Origin of the sequence: Streptomyces sp. 35G-GA-8 (genome assembly GCF_023534745.1) — a bacterium.
GTDB lineage: Bacteria > Actinomycetota > Actinomycetes > Streptomycetales > Streptomycetaceae > Streptomyces.
Window position 1 is genome coordinate 78,767 of sequence record NZ_JAMHJQ010000005.1, and the last position, 15,986, is coordinate 94,752.

General features: G+C 70.1%; 11 protein-coding genes. 8 read left to right on the top strand and 3 right to left on the bottom strand.

Annotation, left to right across the window (positions count from 1 at the left end):
- Nucleotides 1-55: 55 nt before the first annotated feature.
- The 3 genes from M1203_RS12440 (at nucleotide 56) to M1203_RS12450 (ending at nucleotide 4,770) form a co-directional block, all read left to right on the top strand.
- Entirely contained in the window at nucleotides 56-214 is a 159-nt protein-coding gene (locus M1203_RS12440) for a class II lantibiotic LanA (RefSeq protein WP_249949687.1), read from the top strand.
- 108 nt (nucleotides 215-322) lie between these two features.
- Nucleotides 323-3,460 (top strand): lantibiotic dehydratase, encoded by a 3,138-nt coding sequence (locus tag M1203_RS12445; RefSeq protein ID WP_249949688.1) that lies wholly within the window; start codon nucleotides 323-325, stop codon nucleotides 3,458-3,460.
- Nucleotides 3,457-4,770 carry a lanthionine synthetase C family protein gene (locus M1203_RS12450; protein WP_249949689.1) on the top strand — a complete coding sequence of 438 codons (1,314 nt, stop codon included), beginning with the start codon at nucleotides 3,457-3,459 and terminating at the stop codon, nucleotides 4,768-4,770. The genes M1203_RS12445 and M1203_RS12450 overlap by 4 nt, the downstream gene beginning before the upstream one ends.
- Nucleotides 4,771-4,821: 51 nt before the next feature.
- Here M1203_RS12450 and M1203_RS12455 read toward each other — a convergent pair whose 3' ends face one another.
- Nucleotides 4,822-5,562: a 2OG-Fe(II) oxygenase gene (locus tag M1203_RS12455; protein WP_249949690.1), complete on the bottom strand. Its 741-nt coding sequence runs from the start codon at nucleotides 5,560-5,562 to the stop codon at nucleotides 4,822-4,824.
- A 293-nt stretch (nucleotides 5,563-5,855) separates the two neighbouring features.
- On the opposite strand from M1203_RS12455, the gene M1203_RS12460 reads away from it, so the two are divergent.
- Nucleotides 5,856-6,356 carry a nucleoside deaminase gene (locus M1203_RS12460; RefSeq protein WP_249949691.1) on the top strand — a complete coding sequence of 167 codons (501 nt, stop codon included), beginning with the start codon at nucleotides 5,856-5,858 and terminating at the stop codon, nucleotides 6,354-6,356.
- Nucleotides 6,357-6,361: 5 nt separating this feature from the next.
- Here M1203_RS12460 and M1203_RS12465 read toward each other — a convergent pair whose 3' ends face one another.
- Nucleotides 6,362-7,312: an alpha/beta fold hydrolase gene (locus M1203_RS12465; RefSeq protein WP_249949692.1), complete on the bottom strand. Its 951-nt coding sequence runs from the start codon at nucleotides 7,310-7,312 to the stop codon at nucleotides 6,362-6,364.
- Nucleotides 7,313-7,550: 238 nt separating this feature from the next.
- On the bottom strand, nucleotides 7,551-8,258 hold the full coding sequence (locus M1203_RS12470) for an SDR family NAD(P)-dependent oxidoreductase (RefSeq protein ID WP_249949693.1): 708 nt from the start codon (nucleotides 8,256-8,258) through the stop codon (nucleotides 7,551-7,553).
- Between the two features lie 273 nt (nucleotides 8,259-8,531).
- Between M1203_RS12470 and M1203_RS12475 the strand changes: the two genes are divergently transcribed.
- The 4 genes from M1203_RS12475 (at nucleotide 8,532) to M1203_RS12490 (ending at nucleotide 15,878) form a co-directional block, all read left to right on the top strand.
- On the top strand, nucleotides 8,532-10,445 hold the full coding sequence (locus M1203_RS12475) for a glycoside hydrolase family 97 protein (RefSeq protein ID WP_249949694.1): 1,914 nt from the start codon (nucleotides 8,532-8,534) through the stop codon (nucleotides 10,443-10,445).
- Nucleotides 10,446-10,542: 97 nt separating this feature from the next.
- The gene (locus M1203_RS12480) at nucleotides 10,543-12,897 is read left to right on the top strand and encodes a glycoside hydrolase family 95-like protein (protein WP_249949695.1); all 2,355 of its coding nucleotides are present in this window, start codon (nucleotides 10,543-10,545) and stop codon (nucleotides 12,895-12,897) included.
- A 434-nt stretch (nucleotides 12,898-13,331) separates the two neighbouring features.
- The gene (locus M1203_RS12485; RefSeq protein WP_249949696.1) at nucleotides 13,332-14,717 is read left to right on the top strand and encodes an MFS transporter; all 1,386 of its coding nucleotides are present in this window, start codon (nucleotides 13,332-13,334) and stop codon (nucleotides 14,715-14,717) included.
- Nucleotides 14,718-14,957: 240 nt separating this feature from the next.
- Complete coding sequence (locus M1203_RS12490) at nucleotides 14,958-15,878, top strand: sterol desaturase family protein (protein WP_249949697.1); 921 nt, start codon at nucleotides 14,958-14,960, stop codon at nucleotides 15,876-15,878.
- Nucleotides 15,879-15,986 lie beyond the last annotated feature (108 nt).

Genomic DNA, 15,986 nt, shown 5'->3' on the forward strand with positions numbered 1-15,986 from the left:
CACATTTCGCCGACGTCCATCCGACGTCGGCGAGCCACCGAACGGGAGGAGTCTCATGAGCACCAACCTTCTGCTGGAAGACACCACCGACCTCGCCGACCTGGACCTCGACATCCAGATTTCGGAGACCGAAGGCGAGGGCCCCGCGTTCGCGTCCGGCGGCGCCACCTCTCCCAGCACATTCGGGTCGCCCTGCAACCTCTGTTGCTGGTAGGCGCTCCCTCGCGTCCGCGTGGGGCGGGGTCCTCGCCCCGCCCCACGCGGGTCGTGCCCGTTTCTCGGGATCGAGGGATCGAGGGGATCGAGGAGGGAGCCGGAACACGTGCGGGATGACCACTACACGCCGCAGGACTGCCTGTTCGTACGCATTACGTCAAGACCCCGCACCGGACCGGATGGTCCTCCCCTCGGCGACTCGGCCGGGCGGATACGCGAAGTCGCCGCCGACCCACTGCTGCGCGAGGCGTTGCATGTCGCCAGCGGGGCCCTCGCCGACTCGCTCGACCGGCTCGACGCGGGGGCCGATCTCGGGGCCAAGCGGCTGCGCCGTACCGCGCTCTCCCTCTCCCGGTACGCACTGCGAGCCGAGACCAGGCCGACGCCCTTCGGGCTCTTCGCCGGAGTCGCACCCGCCCGGGTCGCGGACACCACACGCGTGACACTGTCCGGCCCCGGCGAGAAGGCGGTACGGCCGGACGCCGCCTGGCTGACCCGGCGCGTCGACGCATGGCTCGAACTGCCGGAGGTTCGCCGGGGCGTCGACGTGGTGCTGAGCGACCTGTGCCGCACACGGGGCGAACGGCTCGTCGTACCGGGCAACGGGCGCGAGGCCTCCGTCCGCAACACGGCCCTGGTGGCCTGGGTGTGCGAGCGCACGACGCGGCCTGTCGGCTACACCATGCTCCTGGAGCAGGCGTCCGCCTCGTTCCCCCGGCTCACCCCCGGCCGGCTGGACGCCGCGCTGTCCCAACTCGTGCGGCACGGCTTCCTGTTGACCTCCATCACCCCGCAGGACCTGGACGAGGCGCTGTACGAACGCATCGCGGCGGCGGTCGCCCCCGTGCCAGGAGCGGCGGCGGAACTCGCTTTCCTACGCGCGGCGCTGGACGACTACGCCGCGACGAAGCCCGGCGAGGGCCGCGCGGCCTGGCGCGGGCTCATGCGGCTGACCGACCCCGAGGGCACCGCCGTCAGGCCGCCCGTCCACGTCGACCTGCGGATGGACGCCGACCTGCGGATCTCGCGGGCGGTGACCGACGAGGCCGCCCGCTACGCCTCCGCCATGTGGGAGATCTCCGGGGACTGGCAGACCCACACCCACATGCGTACCTACTGGGACCGATTCCTGGAGGCGTACGGCACGAGCGGGGTGGTTCCACTGGGCCAACTCGTCGACCGGCACCGGGGTATCGGCTTCCCGCCCGGCTACGGCGAGCGTGCCGACGGCGAGTCCACGGGGCACCGGGAACCGGAGCAGCTGCCCAAGGAACGCCGTCTGCTCACACACGACCTGGTGCAGGAGGCGCTGCTGAGCGGTGACGACGAGGTCCGGCTCACCCCCGGTCTCGTCGACCGGCTGGCCGCCGGCCGGACGGCCGACCCGGCCCCGCCCCCGCCGAGGTCGCTGGAGCTCTGCTTCCACCTGCTGGCGGAGAGCGAACAGGCCATCGACCGAGGTGACTTCAGGCTCCTGTCCCCGCCGTACCCGGGTTCCTGGGTCGCCGGGGCGACCGTAGGACGCTTCGCCGAACTCGTCGGGATGGAGGACGAACTGTCCTCGCTCCTGGCCGGTCTCGGCGACGCCGGTACGGTGCCGGCCCAGGTGGTGTACCGGCCACACACGGTGCGCGGGCTCAACATGGCCCAGGTCCCGCGCCTGCTGCCGCACCGGATACCGGTGGGCGTGTACGCCGACCGGAACGCGCCCGGCACCCTGGACTGGCGTCAACTCCTCGTCTCGCCCGGGCCTTTCGGACTGCGGCTGACACTGCCGGACGACGGGCGTGAGGTCCTGCCCGTCGTGCCGCATATGCTCGCTCTCGACCGGGAGGCGCCACCGGTCGCCCGGCTGCTGGTGGAACTCGTCTCGGGCAGAGCCAGGACATGGACGGGCTGGAACTGGTGCGGGCTGGAGGGACTGCCCTATCTCCCCCGTGTGACATACGGCCGCGTCACGATCTTCCCCCGGCGCTGGGTACCCGACCGGCACCTGCGGGACGCGGCGGAGGGCACATCCGGATGGGAGGAGGCGGTCACGGCGTGGCGGGGGCGCTACCGCGTACCCGACGAGGTCAACCTCGCCAGGTGGGACCGTATGTACCGGGTGGATCTCACCGATCCCTGGCGCCGGGAGGTGTTCCGCCAGGAAGTGCGCGGCGGCGGCTCTCTGGCGATCTTGGAGGATCTGACGGACGGCGGACGCGGACTGGGCTGGTCCGGCGGACACGGCGCCGAAGTCGTCATTCCGCTCGTCCGGTCCGGCGCGTCGGGTCGGCACCAGGAGAACGGGACCGCCCGCCGACCGCGCCGTCCGGTGCCCGCACCCCGGCCCACGGACCACACCGTTCAGCACCTGCCGGGTGAGGAGTGGCTCTACGCGAAGTTCTACGGGACTCAGGACACGCACGACGAGTTGCTGCACGCCGCTCTCCCCACGCTCGTGCGCGAGGTCGCGGACAACCTGCGCGGCTGGCACTACCTCCGCTACCGCGATCCCGAACCCCATATCCGCCTCCGCCTGCACGGCGAGGCCGAAGCCCTGCGGACCACGACCTTGCCCCGGCTCGCCGCGGTGAGCCGGGCCTGGCAGGAGACAGGGCTGATCAAGGGCATGGTCCTTGACACCTACCGGCCCGAAACCGACCGCTACGGCGGGCCCGAGGCACTCGCTCACGCGGAGCGGATGTTCTGCGTCGACAGCCAGTCGGCACTGGCCCAACTCGGCATGCGGGCGCGGGGCGCTCTGGCCCTGCCCGCCCCCGTGCTCGCGGCCGTCAACCACGCGCTGCTGCTGGAATCACTCGGCGACTGGGACTGGTCGGACTGGATCAGCCGCGCTCTGCCCAAGGGGCCCGCCCACGCGGCCTACCGGAAGTACCGGGAGCAGGCCATGTCGTTGATCGTGCCCGGACGTACCGCCCAGAGCGCGGCGCCCGTTCTGGGCGCCCCCGTCGCGGCCCTGTGGAGCACCACGCCGGAGACCGGGAAGTACGGTGCGCTGCTGCTGTCCGACGGGGGACGGGCGCCCGGTACCGAACAGCATGCCGAAGCCGTGATGGCGCTGCTGCACATGCAGCACAACCGCCTCCTCGGCATCGACAGAACCGGCGAGGACACCGGCTACGCCGTGCTGCGCGGCGTAGCCCGCGACCATCAGGGGCGCCTGGCCCACGCCCGGCATGAGGAGAAGGACAGGGACAGGGACAGGGACAGAGACAGAGACAGAGAGGTGACCGGGTGACCGCCCCTCGTTACGCGGACGAGGCCCGGGACGTCGCCGCGCGGGTCTTCGACCGGCTCGCCGACCCGGAGGCCACCGCGGCCGACACCGCTGTTCCGGGCGACTCCTCGCACATCAGGCTGGGCGAACCCCTCTGGCAGGACCTGGCCCTCTCCAGCGGCTATCCGGGAGTGTCCCTGGCGTTCACCGGCCGCGGCACCCCCGGCCCCGCCGACGCCGCGCGAGCGCACGCGTACCTCGTCCGGGCGATGCGGGCCACGGCCGCCACCGCCCACGCCCCGGGCGGCATCTACAACGGCCCGGGCGCCGTCGCCTTCGCCGTACTCGTCGCCCACCGCGCCACCGGCGGCTACCGCTCCGCTCTCGGCCGGCTCGACGAGCATCAGCGCCGCCTGGTCCGCCGAGCGCTGCCCGAAGTCCGTGACGCCCCGATGCCGACCAACGGCGAGTTCGAGGTGGTCCGCGGCATGAGCGGCGTCGGCCGCTATCTCCTTGCACGCCGTGAGCAGTGCGAGGAGGAGCTGCGGCTCGTCCTCACCTATCTGACACGGATGGCGTATGGCGAGATCCGCCACCGGGGCCAGCGGGTCCCCCGCTGGTGGACGTGGGCAGCGCCCAAGCTGGGGCAGGAGGTCGAGATGCCCGACGGGCACCTGAACCTCGGGCTCTCGCACGGCGTGGCGGGGCCGCTCGCCCTGCTCTCGCTGGCCTGGCGCCAAGGTGTGGTCGTCGACGGGCAGCGCGAGGCCATCGAGCGCCTGGTCGATCTGCTCAAGCGCTGGACGTACGAAAGCGAGGGCGGGCCGCTGTGGCCTCCGCACCTGACCCTCGAAAGCTGGGCGGCCGGGCCGGGCATCCCGTCGCCGCGCCAGCGCCCCTCCTGGTGTTACGGCGCCCCGGGGATCTCCCGCTCGCTCCAGCTCGCGGGGCTCGCACTCGACCGGGCCGAGTGGCGCGGACTGGCGCACCGTTCCCTGCTGCCGTTCCTGACCACCGATCCGGACTGTTGGAGCATCGACAATCCCCACGTGTGTCACGGGTGGGGCGGGATGATGCACCTGCTCGCCGTGCTGAACGAGTCCATCGGCGACAAGCGTCTGACCGACCTCGTCGACGACATGGCGGCCCGTACTCTCGCCCACTTCCGCCCCGAGTACCGGTTCGGGTTCCGAGCCCCCCTCACCGGCGCCCCGCAGGGCACCGACGTCCCCGCGTTCCTGGAAGGCGCCACCGGCACCGCCCTCGCGCTCGACGCGTACGCGGAGGGCCGCACCACGACCGACTGGGACATGGCCCTGCTGCTCGCCTAGGATGTCCGGTCCGCACAGTGTGTATGTGGCCCTGGTCAGTGATCCGGGGTGTCATTTCGCGTCGTGGAGGACGAGACCGAGGGTGTGCCGTCGGCCGGAGCGGACGGTGCTCACGCCGTGCCGCATGGGGCCGGCGGACCAGCCGCGCCGGGAGGCGACGGGCCGGTCGCGGGTGGTGAAGATCAGCCCGTGGCCCTGGGGCAGGGTCGTGGAGGATCCACGGGACTGGGCTCGCGGGCGCTGCTCGGTCATGATGAACTCGCCGCCGCTGTAGTCGACTCCGGGCACGTCGAGGCCGATGACGACCTGGAGGGGGAAGACGGCCTCGCCGAACACATCTCGGTGCAGGGCGTTCCAGTCCCCGGCGCCGTACCGCAGGAGGATCTGCGCGGACTTGGTCTGGCCGGCCTGATGACAGTGCCCCAGCCACTCCTCCAGGGTGTCGGGCCACGGCGACGGCCGGCCGAGCTTGGCCGCCCAGTCGCGAGCGATGGGCAGCAGGCGGGGATAGAACGCCTCGCGCAACTCCCCTACAGGGAAGGGAAGTTCATGGGTGAAGTAGCGGTACTGGCCGGAGCCGAAGCGATGGCGGGCCATGTCGACGGTGGTACGGAACCGCTCGGCCTCATCGTACAGAGCGACGATCGCGGCGCACTCGTCAGAGGTGAGCAGCCGGCCGGTCAGTGCGCTGCCGTACGCGTTGACCTCATCCGTAAGTGCTTCCCAGTCCGCCGCGTCGACGCGCGTGGCGAGCGTGGGCTCAAGGTGGGTAGTGGTCGTGGTGCCGGTCATGAGTGGGTGTCCTCCCTGGGGCGGTGGACGTCGGGGGCCGTCGCGCGGGCGCGGGAATTCGTCGCGCTGAGCTCTTTTCTCACGGTCCATGCTGTGCGCGGGCGGCATCATCCGCTGGCGGTATTCGGACATCACACTGCGGGGGCGACGGCGGGGGCCCGGGTCCGGTCCGGCTCGTTCCCCCGGGTGGTGCGCCGCGTCCCGGCGGGCGACGGACTGCGCCTAGGCTGACCGCGTAGGCATCTCCGCTTCTCTCCGCATCTCCGCATCTCCGCTGACAGGACGGGTACGGCATGGTGAACAACAATGACCTACGGCATCTGCGGCGCTGTGTCGAGCTGGCAGCCGAGGCGCTGGCGGCCGGCGACGAGCCCTTCGGCTCGGTCCTTGTCGCGGCGGACGGCAGGGTGCTGGCCGAGGACCACAACAGGGTGGCTTCCGGCGACGGCACCCGTCATCCGGAGTTCGAACTGGCACGCTGGTCGGCGACTCATCTGACACCGCGGGAACGGGCGGCGGCGACCGTCTACACGTCGGGCGAGCATTGCCCCATGTGCGCCGCGGCGCACGGCTGGGTGGGACTGGGCCGGATCGTCTACGTGGTCTCCTCGGAGCAACTAGTCTCCTGGCTGGCCGACTTGGGCGTACCGGCACCTCCGGTGCGCGCCCTGTCGATCAACGAGATCGTCCCCGAGGTGACCGTCGAAGGACCGGTGCCGGAGCTGTCCGCGCAGGTGCGTGAGCTGCACACCAGGTTCCACCGCTCCAAGGACGCGACGGACACGGAGCGCTGACACCGCTACGCGTCGATGGCGCCGTGGTTCGCGGCCAGGCCGAGGGAGTCGACGTCCTCCATGAAGCTCAGCATCCGGTCATTGACCAGGTCGGGGTGGTCGATCTGCGGTCCGTGGCCGGTCGCGTCGACGATCTCGGCGCGGGCTCCGGGGATCAGGCGCGGCACCCGCTCCAGTTGCCGCCGCGGGTGCACGAGCAGGCTGCGCCGGCCCATGACCAGGTAGAACGGTGTGCGGATCGAGCGCAGTTCGTCCTCCGACAGCGGTAGGGGGGCAGGGCGGCGCATCCGGAAGGCTCGGACGCCCGCCCGTATCCACGCGCGCAGTTCGGGGACGATGAGTACCGGCTGTTCCAGCCAGGAGGCCAACCGCGGGCGCAGCGCCTTGGGGGCGAAGGTGGCGAAGAAGCTGGCGAAGATCCAGACGAAGAAGCGCGGCCCGACCTTCTCCAGGCCGCCGGGGTCGAGGGCGGTGACCGAGGCGAGCCGGCCGGGGCGGAGGTGCGCCTGGTTGATGACCAGCCAGCCGCCGTAGGAGTTGCCGACCAGGTGCACCCGGTCCAGGCCCAGCGCGTCGAGGGCCTCGTCGAGCCACTGGGCGGCGCGCTCGGGCTGCCACATGGGCTCGCGCTGGATGCTGCGGCCGGGGTCGCCGGGGGTGTCGAGCGCGTAGACGGGGCGCTCGGCGCTGAGCGCCGGGGTGTTGGGGTACCACTGCGCGGAGCAGCCGCCGGAGCCGTGGATCAGGACCACCGGTGTACGCGACTCGGCGGCGGGGTCCGTGGGGCCGTACCGGTAGGCGTGCGTGGTGCCGAAGCTCGTCTCCACGTCCGTCTCCCAGCGGACGGGCGCGCCCATCGCGTAGAGCGCGTCGCAGGTGGCGAAGTACCGGTCGCGCAGGGTGTCGTTGACGTAGCGGCCGATGTCGCGGCGTTCACGGGTCGTGTTGTCGGGCACGTGGCACCTCCGGCGAGATCCATTCTTCGTGATACGACCGTACCATGAAGCTGATACGGCGGTACCACGAAAAGGGTGCGGGCTCATCACCGACGGGGCGGGGAAACGAGAACGTGCCGAAGCGCGTGGATCACGAGGACGGCGCACCCGGATCGCCGAAGCGCTCGTCGGGCCGGAATGCGGCGGACCGGCCCGCGTTTCTCCGGCCGGTCCCCGCGGCTCTTCCACAACCGATGGCCTACCAGGGCACGGGCGTGCCGTCCCAGTTGACGAACGTTCCCGTGGGGCCGTCGTCGCCGATGAGCGCCAGACGGACCGCCGCCGCGGCGGCCTCGGCGGGGTCTCCGGCGTCAGCGGCGGTGGTGGCGTTCAGACCGGTCCGGCGCAGCCCTGGAGCCAACGCGTTGACCTTGATGCCGTCCTCGGCCAGGCTCTGGGCGTAGAGCACGGTCAGCGCGTTCAGTGCCGCCTTCGAGGACCGGTAGGAGGCGAAAACGCCGCGATATCCGGCCATCCGCTCCGCCGCCCAGGCCAGGGACGCCGTGCCGCTGGAGATGTTCACGATCCGGGGGTGGGCCGAGCGGCGCAGCACCGGCAGCAGCGCGTTCGTGACCGCGACCGGGCCGAACACATTGGTCTCGTAGATGCGGCGGAAGGCGTCCACGCCCTCGTCCTGGGCCGGCAGGGCGTCGTCGGAGACCCCGGCATTGTTGACCAGCACGTCCAGGGCGTCGATCCGCTCCGCGGCGGCCGCGATACTCGCCGCGTCGGTGACGTCCAGCCGCAGCGGCCGCGCATCACCACCGATCTCGGCGGCGGCGTCGGCGGCGCGTTCCACGCTGCGCGAGGCGAGGTGGACCGTCAGGCCGCGGTGGACGAACTCCCGCGCGATCGCCTTGCCGATGCCCTTGTTCGCGCCGGTCACGAGCGCGATCGAGATATCCATACCGGCCACCGTTCCACGGCCCCCAGTCCTCATCCAGGGTCTAGCTATACCAGGCGGCACGGCGCCGGGCCCGCGACGTAGGCCCGTTGGGTGACCGGTGCGGGGCGGCTCGTGGGAGCCGTCGCGGTCGGCGCGAGAAACCCGCGTTTCATGACATGTGATCAAGCTGAGCCACCCAGCCACCCGATGAATTGCGTGTCATGTTCATTGACAGGCCCATGCATCTCCGCCACGCTCCGATTCATCCGATGACTTGAGGAGGGGTGGATCCGCATGGCGATCCATGTCCGTACGCGCACCACCGTGTTGACGCTGTGTCTCGCGCTCGCGGCAGTGCTGGTCGCCGCGCTGCCCGCCGGCGCCGAGCCTGCCACCTGGAAAATCTCCGCCCCGGCAGCGCCTGCCGGGCACGGTCCCGCTGCCGTCGTCAGGCTCGATCCTTCCGACGGGGGCCTGTCGCTGGAGGTGACCCGCGACGGGCAGACCGTCATCGAGCCCTCTCCCCTCGGAATCGTCACGGAGAGAGCGGACCTTTCCACCGGGCTGCGCCTTCTCGGGCGCGGTGACCGTACGGTCTCCGAGTCGTACCGCACCACCGTCGGCAAGGACCGCGCCCGCCATGCCCTGATGACGGAGACGCGCTTCCGCTTCGGCACCGCGGACGGCACCAGGCTCGATCTGCTCGTACGGGTCTCCGGCGACGGCGTGGCCTACCGCTATGTCCTGCCCGCCGACACCGGCGATGTGCTCGGTGAGGAGTCCGGGTTCACCCTCCCCGGTGGCTCGACGGCCTGGCTCGGCAAGTACCGGAAGGACAACGAGAACCTGTTCGCCCGGTACGACGCGGCCGGCGCGCCCGCCGGCGAGTACATGATGCAGGCGCTGTTCAAGGCCGGTGACAGCTACGCGCTGGTCGCGGAGTCCGACCTCACCGGGACCTACTCGGGCGCGCGTCTCGCGCACGACGCGGGGTCGGCCACCTACCGTGTCACGCTCTGGGACGAACGGGTGCGGGTCGACGGGGCGCTCACCACGCCCTGGCGTGCTGTGATCACCGGCGATCTGGCGACCGTCACCGAGTCCACGTTCGTCGACGACATCGCCCCCGCCTCGAAGGTGCGTGACACCTCCTGGATCACGCCGGCGCCCGCGCTGTGGACCTGGCTCGCGGGCGGCAGGCCGGCCGGGCAGAGCCTGGAGAAACAGAAGGCGTACGTGGATTACGCGGCCCGGCGCGGCTGGCCGTACACCGTGGTCGACGCGGGCTGGTACTTCGACCCGGACCAGTGGGACGTCACCGATCCGGACTGGCGGACCACCAGCTGGATGCCGGAGCTCGTGCGCTACGGCCGTGAGCGTGGCGTCGGCATCCAGGTCTGGATCCACCACCGTGACCTCGACACACCCGAGGAGCGGGAACAGTGGCTGCCGACGCTGGAGAGGTGGGGCGTCAAAGGAGTGAAGATCGACTTCATGGACTCCGAGGCACAGGAGACCTTCCGCTGGTACGACGCGATCCTGGCCGCGACCGCGGAACACCACCTCCTCGTCAACTTCCACGGCTCGACGGTCCCCAAGGGCATCCACCGCACATGGCCGCAGGTCATGACCATGGAGGGGGTCAACGGCGAGGAGAAGAAGACCAATACCCCGGAGCACCTGGCGACGCTCCCCTTCACCCGCAATGTCATCGGCGGGATGGACTACACCCCGGGCGCCTTCCATCGGGCGGAACGTCCCAACGCGGCTTCGGACGCGGGCGAGTCCGGGCTCGCCGTGCTCTACGAGTCCGGCATCCAGAACCTCGCGGGCACACCCGAGTCCTACGACGAACGCCCCGAGGCCCGGCGCTTCCTCGAGCAGATCCCGGCGGCCTGGGACGAGACGAAACTGCTGACGGGCGACCCGGGCACGAGCGCGGTCCTGGCCCGCCGCGACGGTGAACGCTGGTTCATCGGCGGCATCTTCGCCGGAGCGGCCCGCACCGCCGAGGTCCCACTGCGCTTCGGCCACGGCACGTGGCTGGTCGAGACGGTCACCGACGGGCCCGGGGGCCTGGTGCGCGAGGGCAGGGTAGTGCGCGGTGACGCGAAGCTCTCCGTGCCGGTGGTCGCGAACGGCGGCTTCGCGGCGGTGGCGTGTCGCTGGTACCAGGGCCGCACCAGCTGCGACCGCCCGCGTCGTTAGCCGGCGGATCCCTCATCCCTTCCGTCCCTCAAATTCTTCCCTCAAAAGACAGCTCGGACCCATCACGTCATCCTCATGTGAGCCAACGGGAGGCACCATGGCCACCGCACCAGATCCGTCGAGAAGGGCTCTGCTCGCCACAGGCACCGCGTTGGGCGGCGCGCTGGTGGTGGGAGGCGGGACGGCCGTATCGGCCCAAGCCGCGTCCCCCGCCGGGGAATCCGGATCACCGCACCGCACACCGACGGAACCACACATATCCCCGGACGCCTGGCGCACCGTCCTCGACGACGCCGACCCGGTATGGCAGCGGATGCCGAAGACGTGGTACGAGGGCTCGTTCCTCGGCAACGGCTTCCTCGGCTCCGGTATCTACGCCGAACCGGGCGCGAACGCGATCCGATTCAATGTCCAGCACTCCGAAGTCCAGGATCACCGGCCGGAGTTCGGTTCGCTCTTCGGCCTCGCCAGGCTGCCCATCGGGTACTTCACACTGGAGCCCGTCGGCACCATCACCGGCCTCGACTGGCGGCTGCGGCTGCGCGACGCCGAGCTGACCGGCACCCTCACCACCACCGCGGGCTCCCTGACACTGCACGCTCTCGTGCACTCCTCGACCGACCTGCTCGCCGTCGAGGTCACACCGAGCGAGGGAGAGCGCGGCTTCCGCTGGGTCTTCCACCCCGCCGTGGCGATCAGCCCGCGCGCCGCCTCCAAACCACTCCCGCCCGGATACACCGCCAATCCACCGGCCACGATCGAGCGGCACGGGGACGTGACCGCCGCCGTACAGCCGTTGCTCGCGGGCGGCCAGCATGTCACCGCCTGGCAGGAAGTGGTCCGTCACGGCAAGCACACCCTCTATGCGACGGTCACACACTCCCACCCCGCGACCACCGCCAGGGACCGTGCGCTGCGCTCGGTGCGGGCGGCTCGGGCCGTGCCGTACGGCGTGCACGCGCTCCCCCATCGCGCCTGGTGGCAGCGCTACTACCGGAAGGGCTTCCTGTCGCTGCCCGACGCCCGGTTGCAGCGCTTCTACTGGCTCCAGCTCTACAAGGTCGCGGCGGCCGCCCGCAAGGACGCGCCGGTGATGGCGACCTCCGGGCCGTGGCTGGAGCCGACGCCCTGGCCCAACACCTGGTGGAACCTCAACGTCCAGCTTGAGTACTGGCTGATCCACGGCTCGAACCATCTCGAACTCGACGCCGTCACACGTGCGTTGAGTGAGTTCCGGGACCAGTTGGGCAAGGAGGTCGCCCCCGCCTATCGAGGGGACTCGTACGGCATTCCCCGCACCACCGACCCCCAGCTCGTCAACGGCGGCGCCACATCGGGAGATCTGGGCTACGGCGTCGGCATCCCCGGCCAGGACCCGCCCACCCCCGAGGTCGGCAATCTCACCTGGGCACTGCACAACGTCTGGCTCAGCTACCGGCACACCATGGACGAGGCGATCCTGCGCGATGTCCTCTTCCCGCTGCTGCGCGGGGCCGTCAACTACTATCTGCACTTCCTGTCCCCCGGCGCCGACGGCAAGCTGCATCTCCCGGCGACCTTCTCCCCCGAGTACGGGGTCAACGCGCCCGACTGCAACTACGATCTGATGCTGCTGCGCTGGGGCTGCCGTACCCTTCTCGACTCGGCCGAACTGCTGGGCAAGCGGGACCCGTTGGCGGACCGCTGGCGCGAGGTGCTGGCGAAGCTCACGCCGTACCCGGTGGACGGCGACGGTTACATGATCGGGGCCGGCGTCCCGTTCGCCAAGTCACACCGCCACTACTCGCACATGCTCGCCGTCTATCCGCTGTACGAGGTCACGGGCCGGACCGCCGACGAGCGGGCGCTGATCGAGAGATCGCTCGCCCACTGGGTCGGCTTCGAAGGAGCCCTCCAGGGCTACACGTTCACCGGTGCGGCCTCCATGTCGGCGCTCCTCGGCAAGGGCGACGACGCGCTCGGCTATCTCGGTCAACTGATGACACGCTTCATTCAGCCCAACACCATGTACAAGGAGTCGGGCCCGGTCATCGAGACCCCGCTGTCCGCCGCCCAGTCGCTGCACGACATGGTGTGCCAGTCCTGGGGCGGCACGATCAGGGTGTTCCCGGCTCTTCCCGCCGTCTGGCGTGATCTGGCCGTGCACGACTTCCGTACTCAGGGTGCCTTCCTGCTCAGCGCGGTACGGGAGAAGGGCACGACCCGCTGGGTACGGCTCACCAGCGAGGCGGGCGCCACGTGCGTCGTGCGCCACGGCATTGCGGGAGCCATCGAGGTCCGGGACAGCCGGGGACGGCGCATCAAGTACGAGGGGACCGGCGACGGCGAGATCCGCATCCCCCTCCGCAAGGGTGAATCGGCGCTCATCACCGCGGCGGGCGATGCCCCGGACCTCACCGTCCGCCCCGTCACACCCAACGAACCGGCCCCCCGATGGGGGCTGCCCAGCTGATCCGTCTCGTCGCAGCCGAAGAATCACGGCCGGCCGCCTCTGTCTCCCCAACATTGGCGGTCGGCCGCCCGTCTTCACCGCTCCGTCCATCCGTAAATGCCTTGATGTGATTGACACGTGGGTTGACACGGAGAGTAACCGGTCGCGCTTACCGGGCAGAAGACGCTCGACCGCCGCCGTAATCCTCTTCCAGGTCGAGGCGTTGTGCCGCCCGGGACCCTCGTACGGACGTGCGTCGATACCTACTTCCAGTGGGCACAGAGGGTAGTTGGGCGTGTCCCGTCGACAACCTCTCTACTCTCGCGGTAGATCGCCCCGCTCAAGTAATTCCCGGACCAAGGGGTTCCGTTCGGAGCCCCTGAGGGGAAGAACGTATGCGCAGTTCGCGAGGTACTGCCGGACCGTCGATCGGAGCCCGGCTCGACCGACTTCCGGTGACAGCACACCACAAGCGCTTCGTCAATGTGATGGCGCTCGGCAACTTCTTCGAAATCTACGAACTCTTCCTGACGAGTGTCCTGTTGAGCACTCTCAAGAACACCTTCTCCCTCAACGGCCTCACTCTGTCGCTGTTCCTCGCGTCGACTGTCGTCGGAAGCTTCGTCGGCGCGGTCGTGGTGGGGCGGGTGGCGGACCGGATCGGGCGACGCGGCGCCTACATGATCACGCTCAGCCTGTACTCGGCGGGTACGATCGCCTGCGCCTGCGCGCCGAACATCTGGACCTTGATCGCCTGCCGTTTTGTCATCGGCATCGGACTCGGCGGCGAACTTCCGGTGACGGACTCCTATCTGGCCGACATTCTGCCGCCGGCCCGACGCGGCTACTACGCGGCGAGGGCATACACCTGCGCCCATGTCGCCGTACCCGTTGTCGGGGTGCTGGGCCTGCTGCTCGTCGACAAGGCCCCACTCGGTGTCGCGGGTTGGCGGTGGATGTTCGCGATCGGGTCCCTCGGCGCGCTGCTGACCTTCTTCGTCCGCAGAGGTCTGCCCGAGTCACCTCGGTGGCTGGAGACGGTCGGCCGGTCGGCGGAAGCGGACAGGGTGACCGCCGTCTTCGAGAAGGCCGCGGAGGCGGAGGGATGGAGGCCGCCGCCCGCACCCACGAAGGGAGAGGCGATCCCCCCGGCCGTGGAGAAGAGCCTGCCCGTCCGGGCGCTCTTCCGGGCTCCCCTGGCCCGCCGTACTGCCCTGATGGCCTTGCTGTGGGCTCTCGGGCCGATCGGCTACTACGGCTTCCACAACCTCGCCACGCTCGCACTGGAGGCGAAGGGCTTCGATCTCGGCAGCTCGCTGACGTTCATGACGCTGTCGCTCCTCGGATCGCCGATCGGCTCGTATCTGTCCATGCACATCGTGGACAGGGCCGAGCGCAAGTGGATCCTGTGTGTGGCGCTGACGGCCATGGCGGTGATCGGACTCGCTTACGGGTACGCCCAGTCACCGGTGATGATCACGGCTCTCGGCTTCTGCTTCACCGTGGTGACCAACATCAAGACCAATGCCACCCATATCTACCAGCTGGAACAGTTCCCGACGAGCCTGCGCACCACGGCCAACGGCTGGCTGTTCTCGCTGAACCGGCTGTCCAGCGCGGCAGCGCCGTTCTATCTGATCCCGCTCTTCTACGGCGCGGGAGTGGGCGCCGTATTCATCGTGGGGGCGGCGGCGATACTGCTGGCCGCGATCGCTGTCGGGTTCGGCGTGCGGACCAGCGGGCTGTCGCTGGAGAACATCACCACGGCGTCCAGGCCCGAGGATGCACCGACGGGCCTCATCCCTTCCCCGCCCACTCGCGCCACGACCAGGAAGCCGTAACTCTCCTCGACACGTCGGCAGCGGTCATCTCGCCGCGGATCGGGGCGCGTTGGCGGCGGTGGGGGGGAGGTGCGCCGGGGGCGCGCGCCGAAGGCCGGATGGCCCGGTGCGCCCCCGTGCGCTGACCAGGCGATATTGCTACGGGTAGTTGATCCACAGCATGCTGTTACAAGCATCTCTGCTGTGCGGGATGCCGATGAATGCCCCTTGGCAACCCATGAACGTGAACGATGGGGTGAAATGTCCGGTTCTACGATATCTGGCGCGGGCCGGCCCCAGTCGGGGCGGGGCGCGCGCGACACCGCACGTGCGCTGCTGGCCCGGGCCGCTCATCCCATATTGCTGGTCTCGATCGTGGCTGTCTTCGCCATGACCGTGCGGTACGGCTGGGACCCGAGCCGGGTCACCTTTGTCTTTCAGCTCACGATGCTCTGCTACCTCGCGGGGCTGGAGCGGCTGATTCCGTACGACCGCAGCTGGCATCCCAGTCGGCGTGAGTGGCGCTGGTACTCCGTGTACTACGTCCTCACGGCGGTGGGCGGCGGGCTGGCGCAGGCCTTGGTAGTGGCCGCCGTGGGCGTCGTGGCCACCGCGGACCCCGCGCTTCCGCTCTGGGGAGAGATACCCCTCGCCCTGCTGCTGGGTTCGCTGGCCAGCTATGCCGTACACCGGCTCGGACACACCAATCCGTGGCTCTGGCGGCTGCACGGCGTGCATCATGTGCCCGACAAGGTCAACGTCGCCAACAACGGCGTCAATCACGTCATGGACGTGCTGATCTCCCAGGGCTTCACCCAACTGGCACTGGCACTCGTCGGGTTCTCGGAGACGGCCGTCTTCGGAGTGGGCCTGTTCGTCGTCGCCCAGGGGTATTTCGTCCACGCGAATGTCGCCGTACGGCTCGGCCCGCTCAACCACCTCTTCGTGGGGCCCGAGTTGCACCGGCTGCACCACAGCACCGATCTGGCCGAGGCCGGACATTATGGCTCCGACCTCTCCATCTGGGACCGGGTATTCGGCAGCTTCACCTGGCGGCCCGGTCGCGAACCGGCGGCGGTCGGCCTCGTGAACCCGGACTCGTTCCCCGGAACCGGCTCGATCGTCGCCACCCTGGTGCATCCCTGGCGACGGCCCGCGAAGACCGGTGAAACCGCCGGCTGACCTCACGGCCCCCCGCTATCGCGAACATCCACGCATCGGCATCGCGCGTACCGCACCCGGACTCCGCCCCCGCTTCGGCGCACAGTCCCGGGTGCCCGCGCCTGCCCT